At 38.3% G+C, this 19,782-nt stretch carries 10 protein-coding genes and 2 riboswitches; of the genes, 5 read left to right on the top strand and 5 right to left on the bottom strand.

Annotated elements, in window-relative coordinates:
• Positions 1 to 249: 249 nt before the first annotated feature.
• The 3 genes from pcrA to ACFPQ3_RS05155 form a co-directional block, all read right to left on the bottom strand.
• Complete coding sequence (gene pcrA / locus ACFPQ3_RS05165) at positions 250 to 2,553, bottom strand: DNA helicase PcrA (RefSeq protein ID WP_156805414.1); 2,304 nt, start codon at positions 2,551 to 2,553, stop codon at positions 250 to 252.
• A 72-nt stretch (positions 2,554 to 2,625) separates the two neighbouring features.
• Positions 2,626 to 3,378 carry a class I SAM-dependent methyltransferase gene (locus tag ACFPQ3_RS05160; RefSeq protein WP_156805415.1) on the bottom strand — a complete coding sequence of 251 codons (753 nt, stop codon included), beginning with the start codon at positions 3,376 to 3,378 and terminating at the stop codon, positions 2,626 to 2,628.
• 115 nt (positions 3,379 to 3,493) lie between these two features.
• Positions 3,494 to 4,810 carry an FAD-containing oxidoreductase gene (locus tag ACFPQ3_RS05155; protein ID WP_156805416.1) on the bottom strand — a complete coding sequence of 439 codons (1,317 nt, stop codon included), beginning with the start codon at positions 4,808 to 4,810 and terminating at the stop codon, positions 3,494 to 3,496.
• A gap of 275 nt (positions 4,811 to 5,085) precedes the next feature.
• Positions 5,086 to 5,180, top strand: a riboswitch (glycine riboswitch).
• Between the two features lie 296 nt (positions 5,181 to 5,476).
• On the opposite strand from ACFPQ3_RS05155, the gene ACFPQ3_RS05150 reads away from it, so the two are divergent.
• Together ACFPQ3_RS05150 and ACFPQ3_RS05145 are read left to right on the top strand one after the other, a co-directional pair.
• The gene (locus ACFPQ3_RS05150; protein WP_156805417.1) at positions 5,477 to 6,829 is read left to right on the top strand and encodes an alanine/glycine:cation symporter family protein; all 1,353 of its coding nucleotides are present in this window, start codon (positions 5,477 to 5,479) and stop codon (positions 6,827 to 6,829) included.
• A 383-nt stretch (positions 6,830 to 7,212) separates the two neighbouring features.
• Positions 7,213 to 8,403, top strand: a complete 1,191-nt coding sequence (locus tag ACFPQ3_RS05145) for a cation diffusion facilitator family transporter (protein WP_156805418.1) — start codon at positions 7,213 to 7,215, stop codon at positions 8,401 to 8,403.
• A gap of 313 nt (positions 8,404 to 8,716) precedes the next feature.
• Here the strand turns inward: ACFPQ3_RS05145 and pepF are convergent, their stop codons facing one another.
• Entirely contained in the window at positions 8,717 to 10,519 is a 1,803-nt protein-coding gene (gene pepF, locus ACFPQ3_RS05140) for an oligoendopeptidase F (protein ID WP_156805419.1), read from the bottom strand.
• A 312-nt stretch (positions 10,520 to 10,831) separates the two neighbouring features.
• Here pepF and trmL point away from each other — a divergent pair, with 312 nt between their 5' ends.
• The 3 genes from trmL to ACFPQ3_RS05125 all read left to right on the top strand — a co-directional run bounded on the left by trmL (position 10,832) and on the right by ACFPQ3_RS05125 (position 12,992).
• Positions 10,832 to 11,341: a tRNA (uridine(34)/cytosine(34)/5-carboxymethylaminomethyluridine(34)-2'-O)-methyltransferase TrmL gene (trmL, locus tag ACFPQ3_RS05135; RefSeq protein ID WP_156805420.1), complete on the top strand. Its 510-nt coding sequence runs from the start codon at positions 10,832 to 10,834 to the stop codon at positions 11,339 to 11,341.
• 135 nt (positions 11,342 to 11,476) lie between these two features.
• Positions 11,477 to 11,675: riboswitch (FMN riboswitch) on the top strand.
• A 74-nt stretch (positions 11,676 to 11,749) separates the two neighbouring features.
• Entirely contained in the window at positions 11,750 to 12,319 is a 570-nt protein-coding gene (locus ACFPQ3_RS05130; RefSeq protein WP_156805421.1) for an ECF transporter S component, read from the top strand.
• A gap of 22 nt (positions 12,320 to 12,341) precedes the next feature.
• Positions 12,342 to 12,992 carry a phosphatase PAP2 family protein gene (locus ACFPQ3_RS05125; protein WP_156805422.1) on the top strand — a complete coding sequence of 217 codons (651 nt, stop codon included), beginning with the start codon at positions 12,342 to 12,344 and terminating at the stop codon, positions 12,990 to 12,992.
• A gap of 53 nt (positions 12,993 to 13,045) precedes the next feature.
• Here the strand turns inward: ACFPQ3_RS05125 and ACFPQ3_RS05120 are convergent, their stop codons facing one another.
• Positions 13,046 to 19,642 carry a pullulanase gene (locus ACFPQ3_RS05120; RefSeq protein WP_156805423.1) on the bottom strand — a complete coding sequence of 2,199 codons (6,597 nt, stop codon included), beginning with the start codon at positions 19,640 to 19,642 and terminating at the stop codon, positions 13,046 to 13,048.
• Positions 19,643 to 19,782 lie beyond the last annotated feature (140 nt).

Raw genomic sequence — 19,782 nt, 5'->3', positions numbered from 1 at the left:
TGGTGAATACAAAAAGCCCTAGAATCATCAAATTACTAAATTGTTGATTCTAAGACTATTTATAACAGATATCTATCCATCTCCAGCATAGTCAATTAATCTTAAGCATCACCAATTGATCATAAAGACTATTACCAGATAAAAATTTAGTATCAAACTTGTTGCACTTGACTTTACAATACGTCGCTAAAAATAAGTCAATATTTCTCTACTTCTTACTGGTATCAAAGTAGCACTTCACAGCTATCATTAGCCTTTCTTTGTGATAGGCGCCACACTAGCTAGCAGTTTTTTTAGACCGACTTCTGAGAATTTTATTTTCAATTCTTGTGTTGTTCCGCTACCAGATACTTCTAGAACAATGCCTTCTCCCCACTTACGGTGGACAGCGATGTCACCAACTTGCCAGTCTGCACTTGCGTTATCATTGGTTTTACCAAACGGCGTGCCTCCTTTGATAAAAGGCTGTGCGGTACTTGTTTGTCGTGGTTGCGCTTGCGCTTTACGGGCTTGAATGGCTTGTGAGAGGCTCATTCCTTGACCAAATTGAGTTGCACTGCTATTTGACGATGTTGCCATAAATGACGTATTGGCTGGTCGTGCCAAACCTTGATAAGCTAATAAGTCATCTGAAATTTCACGAAGGAAGCGAGTTGGACGGTTATAGCTAGTCTTACCAAAGAGGGTACGGGTATTGGCGTTAGTCATAAAGAGAATTTCTTCGGCACGGGTAATACCAACATAGGCTAGACGGCGCTCCTCTTCCAATTCATCTGGTTCCTCGGCAGTACGCGATAAGGGAAAGACCCCTTCTTCCATACCGATTAAGAAAACAACCGGGAACTCCAACCCTTTAGCAGCATGGAGAGTCATTAGGGTCACCTCTGCCGACTCCACATTGCCATCGTCTGTGTCTGCAATCAGTGCCAAATCATTCAAGAAACGGCTAAGACGGTCTAAGCCTGTTTCATCAGGAATACCGTCGTCATTATTCTCATCAAAGTTTTTCGTTACCGAAAGAAACTCTTCAATATTTTCCACACGCGCTTGACTTTCTAATGTGTTTTGTAGACGTAAGGCTTCTAGGTAACCTGATTTAGCCAGAACCGTTTCAACTAGTTCTGTCACTGAAAATTTATCCAAGTCTGCTCGCAAATCGAGAATAAGGTTTGCCAAATCCCAGACCGCCTGTGCAGCTTTTCCCTTAATCGAAGATAACATGATATTAGCCGACGCATCTAGTAAGCTCAGCTCACGCTCATAGGCAAAGGTACGGATTTTTTCAAGAGTTCCTGGTCCCACACCACGTTTTGGTTCATTGACAATCCGTTCAAAACTAATGTTGTCTGCCGTGTTGGCAATGATATTGAGGTAAGAAATGACATCACGAATTTCCTTACGGCTATAGAACTTAGTTCCCCCAACCATGGTATATGGAATGTTGGATTTCAAGAGAGCTTCCTCAATGGTACGAGATTGTGCGTTGGTACGATAAAGAACCGCAAAATCTTTGAAATTTTTAGCTGTTTCGCTCACCATATTGCTGATGGTTGAGGCTACAAATACTGCCTCATCGCGCTCATCATTAGCACGATAGTAAACCAATTGTTCACCGTCGTCATTTTGGGTCCATAATTTTTTAGGACGGCGATTTTTATTATTGCTAATCACCTCATTTGCCGCTTGCAAGATTTTTTTCGTTGAGCGATAGTTTTCCTCCAAGAGAACCACTTTAGCCTCTGGATAGTCCTTTTCAAAATCAAGGATGTTTTGCATATCAGCCCCGCGCCAGCCGTAGATAGATTGGTCCGCATCACCCACGACACAGATATTTTTGAAACGAGAAGCTAATAATTTCACCAACTGGTACTGGGCATGGTTGGTATCCTGGTATTCATCCACATGAATATACTGGTAACGTTGTTGGTAGTAAGCCAAAACATCTGGATTTTTATCGAAAAGGCGAAGCGTCATCATGATTAAATCATCAAAGTCCATAGCCTCACTACGACGCAATTCTTCTTGATAAGCCTTGTAACACTTGGCTACAATCTGAGTGTACATCTCCCCAGCCATATGCTCATAGGCCACTTCATCCAGCAAATCATTTTTGGCATTGGAAATGGTCCCCAAAATTGACCGTTCACTCCATTTTTTCGGATCCAAATTCATATTTTTCAAAATCCGTTTCATTAGCGTGCGTTGCTCACCCGGATCAACGATAGTAAAGTTACGGTTGTAGCCAATATGGTCGGCTTCACGACGCAAAATACGGACACACATGCTGTGGAAAGTCGCAATTAAAGTGTCTGCCGTCGCTGGATTTAAAGCCATAGCACGCTCCCGCATTTCACGCGCAGCCTTATTGGTAAAGGTGATGGCCAAAATATTCCAAGGATTAACCATCTTCTCATCAATGAGGTAGGCAATTCGGTGCGTCAACACACGCGTCTTACCAGACCCCGCTCCTGCCATAATCAGCAAGGGGCCTTCTGTCGTCTCTACCGCTTCCGCCTGACGATCATTCATTCCATTTAAAAGGGGATTTCCCATTTTAATCTCTCCATTCACAAAAATAAGCCCTACTATTTTACCATTTTTTAGGGAAAATAGCAGAGCTAAACCTTAATCTTTCTTTTTTAGTTTTTGAGCTTTCACAACCAAGAAATCGGGCTTATGTAGTAAATCCCTATACTCAGGATATTCTTCTAGTATCTTATTCTCTGGGAGAGGTTCAATCATTTTATCAATAGTAAATCCAGCAGATATTAAGATATTTATAATCTCTGAAAATGTTCGATGATACTTTTTAACATTGTCCACAAACCAAACTGACTCACGTTCTCCTGAGACGCTGTAATGAGCCAAATTCAAATGCAGACGATTTCCATCAGCATCTCTAGTCCACCGATCACCACCTGCATGGCAGGTATTGATTGGATGTTCCTGTGAAAATACTAGGGAGCCATTATCATTTAGTCTATCATAGATTTTAGTAATCAAATCCGAAAAATCTTTCACATAGTGAAAAGCCAGAGAACTGATAACTAAGTCAAAGTTCCCCTCCAGTTGATCAATATCCTCCATTGGTAGGTTGAGATAAGTGATATTTGTATGGCTATTTTCAATTTCAGCTACTGCTAACATTTTCTCTGAAATATCAATCCCCAATACATGATTGGCCCCTGCCTCAGCAAATTTTCGACAATGGACACCGAATCCACAACCTAAATCAAGAATAGTTTTACCTTTCAAATCAGGTAACAGGGAAAACAATGCAGGAATTTCAAAAAGATTGTTGGCATTGCGTTCATTTTTTCTAATGGCTTGATATCCTTCAAAAAAAGTATCATTATCATAGATATTTTGCTTAGACATTAACTACCTCCAAACCCATTTTTCATCTTAAAGTCATACCCATTATAGCATTTTTTAGTCATAGACTTAAAAGCGGCAGAAACACCTTGGTTTCTACCACCTGCAAAATGAGAAACTAAAAATTAAAAACATCATTCAAATTTTCTGCCATAGTTGGATGAGTGAAGATTTGATTTTTGAGATAAGTATATGGAATTTTGTTATCCATAGCCATTTTGATGAGGTTAATGATTTCATGACTTCCTGATCCAAAGAGGGTTGCTCCTAGAATTTCATTTGTTTCAGTATTGACAATCACTTTATAAACACCTCGAAGGTCATTATTGACATGGGCTCTTGGCATATTGGCTACCAACAATTCATTGGCTTTGTATGGTAGTCCTGCTTCTTGCGCAGCTTTTTCCGTCAAACCAACTTGAGATAGAGCTGGTTCAATAAAGAGGGAATTTGGCACATTTTGACGACTTTGAAGATTATAATGACCATAGTCAGTCAATTTCCCAAAAACGATTCGGAAATCATCAAGAGAAGTGTAAGTGAACTGAAGTCCACCATTAACATCACCAACAGCATAGACCCCTGGAACAGTTGTCTCACAGTAGTCATCAACCTGTACTGCACCACGGTCAGCCACCACGATATCAGTATTTTCAAGACCTAACCCTTCAGTAGCTGGTTTACGTCCCATAGCATACATGACAGTATCAAAAACATACTCTTTACCACTTTCAGTAACAACCACTTCTTCACCACGGTTGGCAACTGCTTCAACTTGACTTCCAAGAACAAAGCTGACGCCATCTTCTTCAAGGTACTGTTGAGCTAGTTTTGCAGCAACTTCTTCATAACGCCCCAAAATGACTGGCGAATTTTCAAAGACAGTAACTTGGCTACCTAGACGAGCATAAAGTGACGCAAACTCAAGACCAATATTACCGCCACCAATGATACCAAGCCGTTTTGGTTGCTCGGGCAAGTTTTGAATCCCTGTACTATCAACCACATTTTTACTCTCCAAGAGACCTGGAATTGGAAAGACATTTGATACAGCACCAGTATTGATAATAATGGTTTCAGCTGTTAAATGCTCTGTCTCATCACCAGCTGAAACTTCAATCACTTTGTTAGAAATAAATTTAGCATGAGCATTGATGAGATCAGCTCCGCTATTTTCCAAAACCATCTGATTTTTATTGCGAAGACGAGTCGTCACAGTCTCTTTGAGCGTCATTGCCTGTTCAAAAGTTAAATTGTTTTCTGCTGCCTGTATCAAAGTTTTAGTTGGAATACATCCAATATTGATACAAGTTCCACCGTAATTAGCCGCATTTTGCTCAACCAATGCTACTTTTTTACCTATTGCAGCCATTTTCCCAGCAAGCGTTTTTCCCGCCTTACCAAATCCAATCACGATAATATCATATGATTTCATAAACGATTCTCCATATCTTTTTTCTTTAGTTTAACAAACTTTAACCGTACTGTCACAAATTTGCTACGGAAAAACCACTAAGCTATTTCCGAACGTTATTGTCATTTTTAGAGAATTTTATAGTTTTTACCAATAAATCACTTGACATTTGCTTCATTATACCTTAAAATAAGCACAATTAAATAAAACACCAACCGATTGACGTCATTCTGGAGAAGATTTGATCTACCGAAGGAATTATACTCTCAGGTGCCTTAGGGCAAGGACAGGATGACTGACGGACTTCTGGAGAGATTCTGCAAGACAGAACACCGAAGGGGCAAGGCGATTTTTCGCTCAATCTCTCAGGTAAAAGGACAGAAGGAAAATGATGCACTTGTTAAAAAGGGAATATTGCCATTTTAACAGGATTTTTTGCGACATTCTCCACCTCCAGGACTGTGATTTTTCTCAGTCCTTTTTGTGTTCCGTGTGGGTGTTTGGCATTTATTATTGTTATCAAATAAATGCCCCTACTCAAAAGAAATTCAAAAGAATCATGAAAAACGTAATCTATTCAATAGGTGTTTTAACTAATATTAACACCGAAAAATAAATAAAAAACAGTCTATCAGATATCATTTTGATTTTTCAAAGAGTATCACATCATATTTTAAGGAGTTTGATATGTCTACTTTTTTCACACGTCTTGAAAACATTCTTTCAACTGTTAATAATTTGGTTTGGGGAGCACCACTTCTTATTCTCTTAGTAGGAACTGGAATCTACCTTACAATACGTCTTGGTCTTTTACAAATTTTAAAATTACCAAAAGCCTTTCGTCTAATTTTTGTTCACGATGAAGAACACCACGGTGATATTTCAAGTTTTGCGGCTCTTGCAACAGCACTTGCTGCAACTGTCGGTACAGGAAATATCGTTGGAGTGGCCACAGCCATCCAATCAGGCGGACCAGGTGCCCTCTTCTGGATGTGGGTTGCAGCCTTCTTTGGAATGGCTACTAAATATGCCGAAGGTCTTTTAGCTATCAAATACCGTACAAAGGATGATAACGATGAAATCTCTGGTGGACCTATGTACTATATCTTGAATGGTATGGGAGAAAAATGGCGACCACTCGCTGTATTTTTCGCCTTAGCAGGTATTTTAGTCGCGTGGCTTGGAATAGGGACCTTCTCACAAGTAAATTCAATTACAGGCTCCCTAAAATCTAGTTTTGGTCTTGCTCCACAGATGGTCAGCATCTTTATTGCAATCATCGTTGCTTTCATTATCTTCGGAGGCATTAAATCCATTTCAAAAGTGGCTGAAAAAGTTGTTCCATTTATGGCAGTTTTATATATTCTTGCAGCCATTACTGTCATCCTCTTAAATCTAAATCTCATTTTACCTACTATCGGATTGGTTCTTGAATCGGCCTTTACCGAATCTGCTGCAATTGGCGGTTTTTTAGGTGCTAGTGTTCAAAAAGCTATGCAAATGGGGATTGCCCGTGGAGTTTTCTCAAATGAATCTGGTCTTGGTTCTGCACCGATTGCAGCGGCCGCTGCTAAAACGAATGAACCTGTAGAACAAGGACTTATTTCTATGACCGGAACATTTATTGATACGATTATTATCTGTACCTTGACAGGTTTAATAATTCTTATTACAGGGGTTTGGACAAGCGATACCCTTAAGGGAGCTGATGTCACACAAGCTGCTTTTAATGGAACATTCAGCTCTATCGGAAGTTTTGTATTAACTATTTCACTTGTTCTCTTCGCTTTCACTACTATTCTTGGCTGGTCTTATTATGGTGAGCGATGTTTTGAGTTTTTATTTGGAACAAAACATATCCGTATTTACCGTATTATTTTCGTTCTTATGGTTGCACTGGGTGGTTTTCTCAGCCTTCACATCGTTTGGACGATTGCTGATATCGTAAATGGGCTAATGGCTATTCCTAACTTGATCGCACTCTTAGCCCTGTCACCGGTCATTATCAAAGAAAGCAGAGCCTATTTTGATAAACTATAAACTAAACTCAGTCAAATTCAAAAATTTCTTTTAGTGCTTCCTTCTAAAAAAATTGGATCTAAACATCTAATTTTGATTTTAAAAGAATATCAAATAGATACTTAAAACAGTTTGAACAACAAAATATAAAAAAGAAAAGATATTATCTCTTTAAATGTCTAATACTAGTGACTTTTTCAAAACGTTTGAGATAAAATAGCTCAGTTTTTGTGTTAAATAAATCTTCTCTCAAGAAGAAAACGGTTTAGACTAGAAACAGAGTAAATCTATCAAATACGATATATCCAGACTCAACTAAGTAACCATGATTTTCTACGACACACTCTTTTACACCTAACAAATCATGTGCTATAATACTTAGACATTATGATTTGGGAGGGATTATGACAACTGCACTTGAAAAACTTCAACTGGCTAAGCGTGGCCCCATTGTTTCTATTACAGCCTATCTGATATTAACCACTACGAAGCTCGTATCAGGTTATTTGCTCAATTCAAGTTCTCTTATCGCGGATGGTTTTAACAATCTTTCTGATATTGTTGGAAACCTTGCTTTACTTATCGGACTTCACTTAGCAAGCCGTCCGGCAGATAACGATCATAAATTTGGACACTGGAAAATTGAAGATCTCTCTAGTCTAATGACTTCATTCATCATGTTCACTGTTGGATTTCAAGTATTGCTTCAAACGATTAGAAAAATTCTTTCTGGCCAAAGCTCTGCTATTAACTTAGAAGGTGCTATTATTGGAATCTTATCGGGGATAGTCATGTACGGTGTGTACCTTTACAATAAAAGATTATCAAAAAAAGTCCAATCATCTGCACTAGCAGCTTCTGCTAAAGATAACCTTTCAGATGCCGTAACGTCCATCGGTACCTCTTTTGCTATCGTAGCAAGTTCTTTTCATCTCGTTTGGCTTGACAATCTCTTCGCCTTACTCATTGCTTATTTTATCTTGAAAACAGCCTACGATATCTTTATTGAGGCCACCTTTAGCCTATCTGACGGTTTTGATGACAAACATCTAAAAGCTTACGAGAAAGCTATCTTAGAAATTCCTAAAATTTATGCGGTCAAATCACAACGAGGTCGAACCTATGGTAGTAATATTTACCTAGATATCATCCTTGAAATGAACCCAGATCTCTCCGTTTATGAAAGTCATGAAATCACCGAACAAGTAGAAAATCTTTTACGTGAACGTTTTGAAGTCTACGACATTGATATTCACGTTGAACCCGCACCAATTCCAGAGGATGAAATTTTTGAAAATGTTTATCATAAACTCTACAAAAACGAAAAAATTATCCTATCAAAAATCCCAGATTATGAAGAATACCTCTCCGACAATTTTAGCATGATTGACAGCGATGGAAACCATTTAACAAAAGAAGACGTCATCAAACAAGATAAACATTATCTCAACAACTTCCAATATTTCAAAGTAACTTCTATTAGTCAAAAAACAAAGCTAATCACTTATCAATTAGAAAATCATCAACACACTAGCCTCTGGAGACGGCATGAAAAATGGTTCTTAATCTATCACCAAATCACAAAAATAATGTAAAAAAGACCGAGACAAACCATCACGATGGCGGAGCCCACACCCACAAAACAATGAAAACCAATAGGCAAAGCCCTCGCTAAGTGCTATACTCTTAGTGAGGGCTTTTTGAAGTTTTCGTATAAATAAAACCGAAAACGAACAAAGATTATCTCCTATACATTGAAAGAGCATCTTTGTTCGTTTTTATGGCTCTATAATTTCTGTAATGGGTAACTCCACTATGGAGATTATGGGGCTTTTTGAGTACCAAAAAAAGCTACATACATTTTTCGATCTATGCTCCCTTATTTAGAGGGGTGTACAAATCTTTATATTATAAATGAACCCCTTTTTCAACTAAGGCTTCAAGTTCAGTCAAGCGTTCTTCAAAGACTTTGAAAGCTGCGTTGAGGTAGTCAACTTGTGTCATATCAACACCTGCTTTTGCAATCACATTAAGGGCATAGTCTGAATTACCTGCTTTGAGGTAGTCAAGGTATTTATCCTTATCTTCTTGCGTACCGTGAACAATTTTATCTGCTAAGAAGTTGGCAGCCGCAAATCCTGTTGCATACTGATAAACATAATAATTATAGTAGAAGTGTGGAATACGAGCCCACTCATATTGAATTTCTGGATTATCTTCCGCTGATATGCCATAATATTTCTCATTAAGAGTCGCATAAAGATTATTGAGGTAATCACTTGTTAATACGTCACCTTTTTGATCAGCCACATGAATAGCGTGTTCAAATTCAGCAAATTGTGTTTGACGGAAGATTGTTCCTCTGAAACCATCAAGGTAGTGATTTAAAATGGCAAAGCGTTGTTTATCATCCTCAACTTCTGCCAATAAAGCTTCTGTCATGATGTTTTCGTTAGTTGTTGAAGCAATCTCCGCTAAGAAAATACTGTAATCACCGTAAACGTATGGTTGGTTTTCACGAGTATAAGCCGAATGCATACTGTGTCCTGTTTCATGGACAAGTGTATAGAGATTATCAAGTGTATCTTGCCAGTTCAATAGCATAAAGGCATTGGTATCATATGAACCACCTGAATAAGCACCTGAACGTTTTCCTTTATTAACATGAACATCAATCCAACGCTCTGTAAAGGCACGTTTCACACGCGCAGCATAATCTTCTCCCAAAACTGATAGAACCTGCTCTGCTTTTACCAAAGCCTCATCATAAGTAATAGCCATATCCACTTCTGAAAGCGCTGTGTACATGTCATACATTTTCAAATCGTCTAAACCAAGAACTTTTTGACGTAATTTAACGTAACGATGTAAGAGTGGCAAATGGGCATTTACTGCCTCAAGAAGAGTATCATAAACTGCTTCTGGAATAAAATTGTTAGACATCGCTGCTTCACGCGCAGATTTGAAACGGCGCACTTTGGCTTTAAAGTTATGAACTTTAACATTTGTTTGAAGTGTTTTCGCATAAGTGTGCTGGAATTGCTCGTAAGTTCCATACATTGCTTCATAAGCACCTTGGCGAACGTCACGATTTTTTGATTCCATCAAACTGATGTAATTACCGTGCGTCAATTCTTCAACCTCACCCTTATCATTTGTTACCCAAGGAAAGGCAATATCCGCATTATCAAGAACAGAGAAAGTTTCGCTAGCACCTGAGAAAATTTCTTGAGCTCCAGCTAATAATTCTTCCGCTTCTTGTGACAACACATGCTCTCTTGTTTTGAAAAGGCGCTCAAAGTGATGGTTGTAAAGTTCGAGTTCTGGCGTTTCTTTTAAAAATTCAGCATAGGCTTCTTCAGATAAAGCCATAAATTCAGGTTCGTAGAAAGCAAAGGTTTCACTGAGTTTCGCATAGAGAGCGCCTGCTTTAGCCTGAAGCTCTTGGTAATAGGCTACAGTAGTATCCTCGTCATTTTTCATAGAGGCATAAACATAGAGCTTCTCTAAACGACGCAAAAGCCCCATATAAGTTTCTGTTGTATTAAAAAGACTAGCACTGCTGTCCAAAAGATGACCAGCCAATCCTTTAGCAACTTCTACTTCGCCAGTTAAGGAAGTTAGTTCCTCTTCCCAAGCACTATCTGTTGGGAAAATAGTGGATAAATCCCAAGTATACTTTTCGTCTAAATGACTACGATTTTCTGACATGTCATTCCTCCTAAATATGTAATAAGATTATTTTATCATAAAACCTTGTCTTTCAACATTCAAAACTGGATTATCAATATATTTTCAAATTTTTCAAAAAAAAATTCAACTATTTTCAATAACTTCAACAACTTTTTTCTTAAAATAAGCTAAAACCGTTGACATCTCTTGCTAAAGTGCTATACTAGAAAACAAGAATTCGTTGGTTTAACTCAAACCTGTTATGAGTTAAGTTAATGAGTCGCCATAACCAGGTTATCTGCCGAGACTAAACTCCGGGTAACCTGGTATTTTTTGTACTTGGAGAAAATTATGACTAATCACATCGTTCTTTTTCAACCACAAATTCCACAAAATACTGGTAACATTGCCCGTACCTGTGCTGCAACTAATGCTCCTTTACATATTATCCGTCCAATGGGATTTCCTATCGACGATAAAAAGATGAAGCGAGCTGGACTTGATTACTGGGATAAGCTTGACGTCCATTACTACGATTCATTAGAGGAGTTTTTAGAAAAAATGGCTAACGCTTCTAAACTTCATTTAGTCACCAAATTTGCAAATAAAACCTACTCAGATGAGAGTTATAACGATGGACTAACGCATTATTTCATGTTTGGTCGTGAAGATACAGGACTTCCAGAAGAATTCATGAGAAAAAATCCTGAAAAAGCTATCCGTATTCCTATGAATGATGAACACGTCAGAAGCCTCAACGTTTCTAATACGGTTTGTATGATTGTCTACGAAGCTCTTCGCCAACAACAATTTTCAGGACTTGAATTGACCCATACCTATGCGAAAGATAAACTCAAATAATTAGCATTTGTAACCATATTTCAAGGTAATTCCCTTCCTTGTGGCTGGCAAAATAGTGATACCAACTTTCAAAAACACTAATTAGTTATTTTACGTGAAAAGTCTTGCAATGTTAAGACTTTTTTGTTATGATGAAATTGTCTTCAGGGCAGGGTGTGATTCCCGACCGGCGGTGACAAGCACAACTATTTTCCTTGAAACTAGTTAGCGATGAGTATATCGAGATAAGCTAATAACCTATGAGAGAAAAAGAGATTGTTTGAAGTCCGTGAGCGCAAGCTGATGTGGTGCGATTCCACAACCGACAGTAAAGTCTGGATGGGAGAAGACCAATGCTTTTTGTGCTACTTTTTGGGTGCAAAAATACTTGGAACTTCTTTCAAATTGTAAAATTTGGAGGAATTTTTTATGTCTACACAGGCAAAGCAAACGCGTCGTTTGGTGTATATCGCCATTTTATCTGCACTGTCATTCTTACTTCTGTATGTACAGTTTCCACTGATTCCAGGAGCAGATTTTTTAAAAATTGATTTTTCAATTTTACCACTTCTAGTTGTTATGCTAGTCTTTGATCTTAAAAGTGCTTGGCTAGCTCTTATTCTACGAAGTGTTTTAACATTGATTCTCAACAATAGTGGTCCTACTACACTCATCGGTATTCCAATGAACATTATGGCCCTTGGTGTATTTATCACTACCTTGGCCTTTCTTTGGAAAAAAGAGCAGAGCCTAAAAAATTATGTCATCGCTTCAATTATTGGAACCTTACTTCTAACACTCGTAATGGTTGTACTAAATATCTTCTATGCAGTACCAGCCTATGCAGCCTTTGCAAACTTTGACATCAACAAATTTATTGGTCTATCAAAATATATTTTTGCCATGGTTATTCCATTTAACATTGCTGAAGGAACTATCTTCGCAATTTCTTTCTATCTTGTTCATCTTACAATGAAACCATTAATTACAAAATTATAAATGATTATGTTATAATCAATACATGAAACAAAAACAAACTTATTTTGTGAAAGCTAGTTTTGCTATTCTAGTTTTCGTCATGTTGGGCTATGTTGTTAAATTCTATCCTGAAGTTCTTACTGGATTTGACAGCTCTATTCAATCTACTATTCGAGGACAGTTACCACAACTAGCGACTCACTTTTTTTCAGCAATTACGTTTATTGGCAATGCATCAACACAGATTGCCCTTGTGATCATCACTTTTGCATTGTTACTGAACCAAAAATGGTATGCAGAAAGTGGATTTGTAGCTATCAGCGGGATTTTAGCTGCTATCGTCATTGCAGGGTTCAAAAACATCTACCAACGTCCTAGGCCTAGTCTCGAACACCTTGTTCATGCAGGAGGATTTTCATTTCCAAGTGGTCATTCCTTAGGGACTATGCTTATTATCGGTAGTTTAATTGTTATCCTAAGTCAAAGAATTAAACAGCAACAATTAAAACTAGTCCTTCAAATCATTTTAGAATTGACTATCTTACTCGTTGGACTTTCTCGGATTTACCTAGGTGTTCATTACCCAACTGATGTGATAGCTGGCTTCACTCTAGGATATGGGCTTTTAAATCTTCTCTATCCTATTTATGATCAAAAACGTTTTGAATGGCGTTTTCAAAATAAACAAAAATGAAGTTGGAATAATCCAGCTTCATTTTTGTTTATAGTCACTGAGACATTTCATTTTTAGCCTTGGTGATATTTTTGGGTTAGTACACCACCAAGTGCTAGCAACTGTACCAAACCAGCCAAAGCAAGATAAACACTATCATCATCTCCCGTGTCTGGCAAAGTTTGTGAATCTGAATGTGACGTTTGATTAGCAACTTTATGAAAAACATTATTAGAAACTTGATTTAGAACAAGCTGTGAACTATTATATGACAGCTCTTTCTCTAAATCCTGCTTCAATGGGTTTTCTTTCTGAGTTACAGACGTGTTACTCATCATCTGATAAATGATACCATAGTGGCTAAAATGCTCCGCAGTAAAGACCACACCAATTTGATTATCATAGACAGTCTCTGTAAACTTAAGTTTCTCAGCTGTTTGCCCATTTGGCAAATAAACAACTGCCTTGACTTTTTTACCAGAGTCAGTTGGTAAGAAAACTTGAGCAGGGGCCGTTAACTCTAAAACACGACCAGCGGCATCTACCACTTCAATATCATAAAGATCAAAATCTATGCCTTCTAAGATTTGGGGAATCTGATCTGATGTTGGCTCTAAGTGAATAATCTTAAGACCCGCAACAGGAACACTTTCCTTCTTATCCACCAAAACACGTACTCCCGTAGCAGCATCTGTTAATTCAAGAGAGGTTTTTTCATCATTTTTAGCTTTCAGGCGTAAAATGGTTGCTGTTAGAGCATTCAAGCGAATTCCTTTTTCTGTCCATGCAATACCAATAGGATTTTCAATAGCAATAATACCTGCTTGTTCAGCATCGGCAAGTACCTCTGCTCCTCTCAAAGCCTTGAAATCATCCGCCAAGGTAATCACTCGTTCTTTATCATCAGCATTTATCAAAACAGCATAGGTATCACCATTACTTGCTTTTACTTGATAGCCAATAACCAAATCATTTTCTGCTACGCCATTTTCCCCAGGAATTGTTAACAAAGTAACCTGTTTATTAACACTTGCCAAATCTTTGAGACGGAAAGCATCTGTTGATTTCCTTAAGGCAATCACCCCTTTTGTATATGCTTGGCTTTTTGTATTTTCAGGGAAAAGCTGAGCATCGGTTGCTTTTGCCCAGTCAAAATGGTTAATAGCGTCCGTTGAATCATAAGAGTCATGGATAAAGTAAGGATATACAAATGGTTTGCCATCCTTATCAGTCAATAGATGTGATTTATTTGGTACCAGTTCTGCTGAGACAGGCGTTTTATAAGCCTCATCTTTAAATTGCTTGGTTCTTCCGTACTCTTGACCAGAGTGGATAAATGGTGTTCCTTGAGATGTCAAAATTAAAAGGTTTCCTAAACGCAAACGACGGTGAATTTCAGCATTATTCTCAGGAATTGATGGATCTTTCTTAATAGATTGTGCAATAATGTCAAACAAGGTCAAATTGTCATGTGCTGCAATATATTGAATCACATCACCTGGATCATCTGCGGTGAAATTCGTTGGTTGTGCCTTAATATTTTTGAAGATTGTTCTAATATCACGCGCACCTCCTGTCAGAAAGGCAGGCGTTCCTTCATTTGGATAACCTGATTTTAGCTGGTTACGAATATCATCAGAGAAAGATGCTACAGTATCTGTTAATTTCATCCATGTTTGATCTGCTGGTTGACGCTCATCATTAGCATCACCTGTGTAAGTTACCCAACCCTCACCCAGCATCAAGATATTTGGATTGATGGCTTGCGCAGCTTTAAAGGCTAGTTCAATGCTTTCAGCATCATGATCCCCCATCATATCAAAACGGAAACCATCTACTTTATACTCAGATACTAAATACTTAATCGAATCAATCAGAACTCTGCGACTCATGTGATGCGTTGTTCCAAGTCGACCACCGCCAAAACTTGATTTTGCCTTACCTTCACCATCCATAAAGTGGTAATAATTTGGTTCTAAATCTTCAAAGAGATCGACTTTTGCCGTGTGATTGTAAACGACATCTAAGATAACCCCCATCCCCCGCTCGTGAATGGCATTCACTAATTCTTTAAATTCAGCAATGCGCTTCTCAGGATTTTGAGGTTCTGTTGAATAGGCTCCTGTCAAGGCAAAATAACTTTGTGGATCATATCCCCAGTTATAGTTGGTATCACTAGAATCATAACCTGTCATACGTTCACGTGTTGACAGTTCATTGATAAAATAATAACTCATCACTGGTAGAAGTTGAATGTGGGTAACACCAAGGTCTTTAAGGTAATCCAATTTTTCGATAAAGGCTGAGAAGGTGCCAAATGGATGTGATAATTTTCCTTCAAGAGCTTGATCTGATGTAAAGTCACGCACATGTGCTTCATAAATAATAGCATCTTCACGACTAGTATATCCTTTTATCTTAGCTTCGCTAACTTTTGGCCCAATTGAACTTGGATCTACAAATGCTGCTTTAGCAACTTTAGAAGCAGGATTATCATCACTAACTAAATCACTGTTCCAAGCCGCTAAAGATTTGGCATATGGATCTAACACGAGAACCTCTTTGCCATCTCGGTTAATCTTGTAATGGTAATAATAGCCACGATAATCTGAAATTCCCAAATCATTTTGGTCAGTCAATGATAATTGCCAAACCCCCTTTTCAGAAGCAACCATGGCCACTTCACCCAGCATCTTAGTTTGGTCACCTTTGTCATAAATAACCACAGAGATGCTATCTGCACTCGGTGACCACAAGGTCATCTCAACTGTTTTACCACCATTTTTAACTCGTGAACCCAACTCACCATCATAGGCATAAAGAGAGTCTTTGTACTGCCAACTTTGGCGTGTCATCACGCTATCAGAATGGTAGGACACTTTAAACGGTGCCAATGTTTCCTTGAAATCACCAGTCAAAATAACTTTTTTACCTGCTGTATCCAGTTCAACATCTGTAACAGCAATTGTTTTACCAGCTTGATCTGTTACTTTAAGCTCTTGCAACAAGCTTGCGCTATCAATCTCAGCTAGAGTGCTAAAGTTTGCTTCAATTTTACTTTGGCTTAATTGAATGGCACCAGTTACACGAACTAGGTTTGTAAAATATGGATTAGTATAAATGGTTGGATCCTCATTTCTTAAGAAAATTTGTGTGTGGTTTTGTAAATCCTTAAAACTGTAATTATTAGGATTGATTTTTGCAGCATCACCATCCTTACTTTCATCAAGAAGTAAGAAACCAAGTTCATCAAAATTAGCCAACGGCACATCGATATAGACACCATATTTTCCTTTGTTTTCAAAGTCAACACCATTCGGCCAAGTGCCTAATTTATTTGTTATGGATGACTCAGCGCTTCCCCATAACCATAGAGCTTTCTTATCATAATTACCATCTGTACGGAAATAATTGATACGGATGGTTCCCTTAGCTTGTGGACGATAATAGTGGGCTTTGAACTCCTCATCCAACCAAACTTCATTCATCTCTTGACTAATAATATCAATAGATTTATCACCAGTCAGATTAGTGCCACCCACATTATTGATTAAATAAGAAATCTTTGATCGGTTGGTATCAATCAGTTTGACATCTAGATAGTAACCGTAATCATCTTCTTTAGCATCTGCGAAACTTGTCGCACCTGTTGGCCAACCTGCTACCTTTTCAGAAGGTGTTTCCACATCACCCCAAGTCCATAAGCCAAGTGATTTCACATCTTCACTTGCTAATTTCTTAAAGTGCATACGAAGGGTATTCTCAGCAATTGGAGCCTCATCGGTCGTCGGACTAGTCACACCGACAATGTTTCCAGCGCTTGTGGTCAAAAGCATCGTACCACCATCTGAAAGACTTGGAACTTCTACCGTAACAAACCATTTTCCTGAGCTATCTTGAGTCGTTTGATAAGATTTCTGACTATAGGCATCTGTGACTATTGCTTGTTCACTGACTTCTAACTGCAAGGTTTGTACTTGGTCTTTTAATTGGTAGAGCATGTAGGCAGAGTCTTTATCTATCTCACGTTTTGCTAAAAGCCATTGCTGGCTATCATTGGCAGCAACCGTGGAACGATTACCTCTCGCCATCAACTCACTATGCGCATTTCGAAAGGCAAGAAGTTTTTGGTAATGGCTGAGCACTGAGCTTGTTGCGACCTTATCCCAATCAAAAAGATAACGATTATCATAAACTGGCCAGTTATTAGCTCCGCTTTGTCCCAACTCTTCCCCATAATAAATCACAGGTTGACCTTTAGCTGTCAATAAAAGGCTTGCAGCTAGTTTTAGCTTTCCTTCATCTCCGCCAATACTGTACAAGAACCCGTCTTCATCATGACTTCCTAGAAATTGTGCTAGAGTATAATTGCTAGAAAGAACATCATTTCTAGCTACTAACTCTTCATTAGCAGCTTTTAGACGTCCACCAACAGCTAATTTAGCGATCTCTTTAAAACCAAAGTCAAGAAGACTATCCATGGTTCCTGTTCCTAGATCCCCCTTGGTATCTTTATAGTTTGCTCCCCAAGATTCCCCAACTAAATGGAAGTCTGGATCTTTCAGAGCCAATTCATTTTTAAAATGTTGCCAGGTCACATCATCAACATGCTTCACCGTGTCAACACGAAAACCATAGATACTATTTCCTTTTGGTGTCGTTGCTGTTTTTAACCATGCGGTTTGCCAGTTGACCAACTGTTGACGCACAGTCATTTCCTCTGTTTTAAAATCAGGAAGATTTGATAAGGAGCCTTTTTGGTCATCTCCTAAAATTTCTTCTTCTGGTTTTCTAACTAACCCTGAGAACTGATCGGTTGTTCCGTAACCAGAATGATTCAATACCACATCAACGATAATATTTATACCACGCGCTGCAGCTTCATCAATCAAGGTGTGAAAGTCTTTTAAAGTCCCTAGATGTGGGTTCAATTTTTCAAAATTTTTAGCCCAGTAACCATGATAAGCATAGTATTCACCATCTTTTTCTGTTCCAAAATTATCAGAAACATTTTCAACAATTGGCGTAATCCAAATTGACGATACCCCTAGTTGCTTCAAATAATCTAACTTATTCGTAACACCTTTAAAATCGCCACCTTGATAAGCACCCGCTTTATTTTTTACGGATGACAGCACTTTAGCATCATCATTAGAAGAATCCCCATTGTTAAAACGATCCGTCACCATAAAATAGATCACTTGCTCGTCCCAGTCACGCTCACCTTTTACTTTGTTACGCTCTTTCACAGTCACAGTTACCTTGGTATCGTAGTGACCATTATTTTCGTCATAGACTCGAACTGGTAACTCATAATTACCTGCTGCGGTAGTTGAAGAGGCCGTAATCGTAACGCGATTAAGTTCACTTGATATTTCAATCACACCACCACCAATAGCTTTTGTATCAACCTCCATGCGTGTTACTTTTACCTGATTAGGATTGATAACGGAAAGGTCAATGAGACCTGTTTCATTGTAGTGGAATGGTCGGTAACTACTAGCTGAGACTGTGATGCCACCTTGACCAGGTGTTGCCTTGCTGAAATCTTGTGTAGTCTGTGTTGCAACACCATACGGATTTGTATAGACAGCATCATCACCTGCTGTAATAAAGACATGACTGTGATTTTCACGGTCAGCAAATGCTAGGTCTTTTGTTTTATTTCCCGGTGCTTGATCATCCTTTTGATTAACGAGTAAAAAGCCAATATTTGAAGCTTTGCCTTTTGAAAGAGGAATATCTAGATAAACACCTTTATCATCACGTCCAGTGAAATCTAAAGCATCGCTCGGCCATTTTTCAAATGAAGCTGATGTATCACCCCAAGCCCAAACACCCCAACCATCATATTTTCCATCCTCTCGTTTGTAGTGCAAGCGAAGTATGTTTTCATTCATTAGCGGTTTATAGCTGTAGGTCGTAAAATCTGAACGAATCCAAACCTCATTCATTTCTGGGGTTAACGGTATAAGCTCACGATCATCTTCACCTACTTTTTCACCATTTTTTAGAAGAAGATAACCAATTTTCCCCAGCGATTCACTTTGTTTAACATCAATGTAGTAACCAAAATCATCTTTTTGAGATTCGACAAATGGTTTAACATCCGTTGGCCATTTGTTACCATCTGATGGCTCTGCAACTGCTCCCCACATCCAAAGTCCGTAAGAGGAAATATTATCCTCTTCCAAGCCTTCAAAGTGCAAACGGATACGCTGCTTTTCAATTGGAGTTGCCTTTTCTTGATCTGTCTCACTAGCCGTGTTTAATGGAGTGGCTGAAACTGTCTCAGAAGTTTTAGCAGGTACCGCTTCTAACTCTTCAGGAGTTGTCACTGCAACTGGTTCCTCTATAGAGGTTGCACTAGCTTCCACAGGAGATACTTGCTCATCAACTGTTTCAGATGTAATGGGTTGCAATGTCTCATTACCTGTCTGATTTGAAGTCTTCGTATCAGTTGTTACTGGTATTTCCTTCTTCGGTACAATAACAGTCTCAGTGTCTTCGACTAAAACATCTGCCGATACAGTTCTATTTCCGACTGTTGTTCCTAGAAAAAGAGCTGAGGCAATCGTGACAGAAGCGACGCCTACTTTTAAACGACGAATGCTGAAAACAACTCGTTTTTCTGAGTAGGAACGTCCTTGTTTTTTAGGATTGAAAAACATATTAACTCTCCTTAAAGTAAATGTTATGATAGTACATACATTATAGCATTCATTTCAAATTATGCAATCGCTTTCTGTTGTTTTTATAATTTTATTTTCACTTTTTAAACTATTTATTTAGAAAAATCAATTCAAAATAA

The organism is Streptococcus caledonicus, assembly GCF_042656225.1.
GTDB lineage: Bacteria > Bacillota > Bacilli > Lactobacillales > Streptococcaceae > Streptococcus > Streptococcus caledonicus.
Note: the sequence above shows the minus strand (reverse complement) of the source record. Positions and strands in the feature narration are given on the sequence as shown.

What these genes read in the sequence shown, in the direction of transcription:
- pcrA (WP_156805414.1), bottom strand. Translation starts at nt 2,553, where the DNA reads ATGGGAAATCCCCTTTTAAATGGAATGAATGATCGTCAGGCGGAAGCG.
- ACFPQ3_RS05160 (WP_156805415.1), bottom strand. Translation starts at nt 3,378, where the DNA reads ATGTCTAAGCAAAATATCTATGATAATGATACTTTTTTTGAAGGATAT.
- ACFPQ3_RS05155 (WP_156805416.1), bottom strand. Translation starts at nt 4,810, where the DNA reads ATGAAATCATATGATATTATCGTGATTGGATTTGGTAAGGCGGGAAAA.
- ACFPQ3_RS05150 (WP_156805417.1), top strand. Translation starts at nt 5,477, where the DNA reads ATGTCTACTTTTTTCACACGTCTTGAAAACATTCTTTCAACTGTTAAT.
- ACFPQ3_RS05145 (WP_156805418.1), top strand. Translation starts at nt 7,213, where the DNA reads ATGACAACTGCACTTGAAAAACTTCAACTGGCTAAGCGTGGCCCCATT.
- pepF (WP_156805419.1), bottom strand. Translation starts at nt 10,519, where the DNA reads ATGTCAGAAAATCGTAGTCATTTAGACGAAAAGTATACTTGGGATTTA.
- trmL (WP_156805420.1), top strand. Translation starts at nt 10,832, where the DNA reads ATGACTAATCACATCGTTCTTTTTCAACCACAAATTCCACAAAATACT.
- ACFPQ3_RS05130 (WP_156805421.1), top strand. Translation starts at nt 11,750, where the DNA reads ATGTCTACACAGGCAAAGCAAACGCGTCGTTTGGTGTATATCGCCATT.
- ACFPQ3_RS05125 (WP_156805422.1), top strand. Translation starts at nt 12,342, where the DNA reads ATGAAACAAAAACAAACTTATTTTGTGAAAGCTAGTTTTGCTATTCTA.
- ACFPQ3_RS05120 (WP_156805423.1), bottom strand. Translation starts at nt 19,642, where the DNA reads ATGTTTTTCAATCCTAAAAAACAAGGACGTTCCTACTCAGAAAAACGA.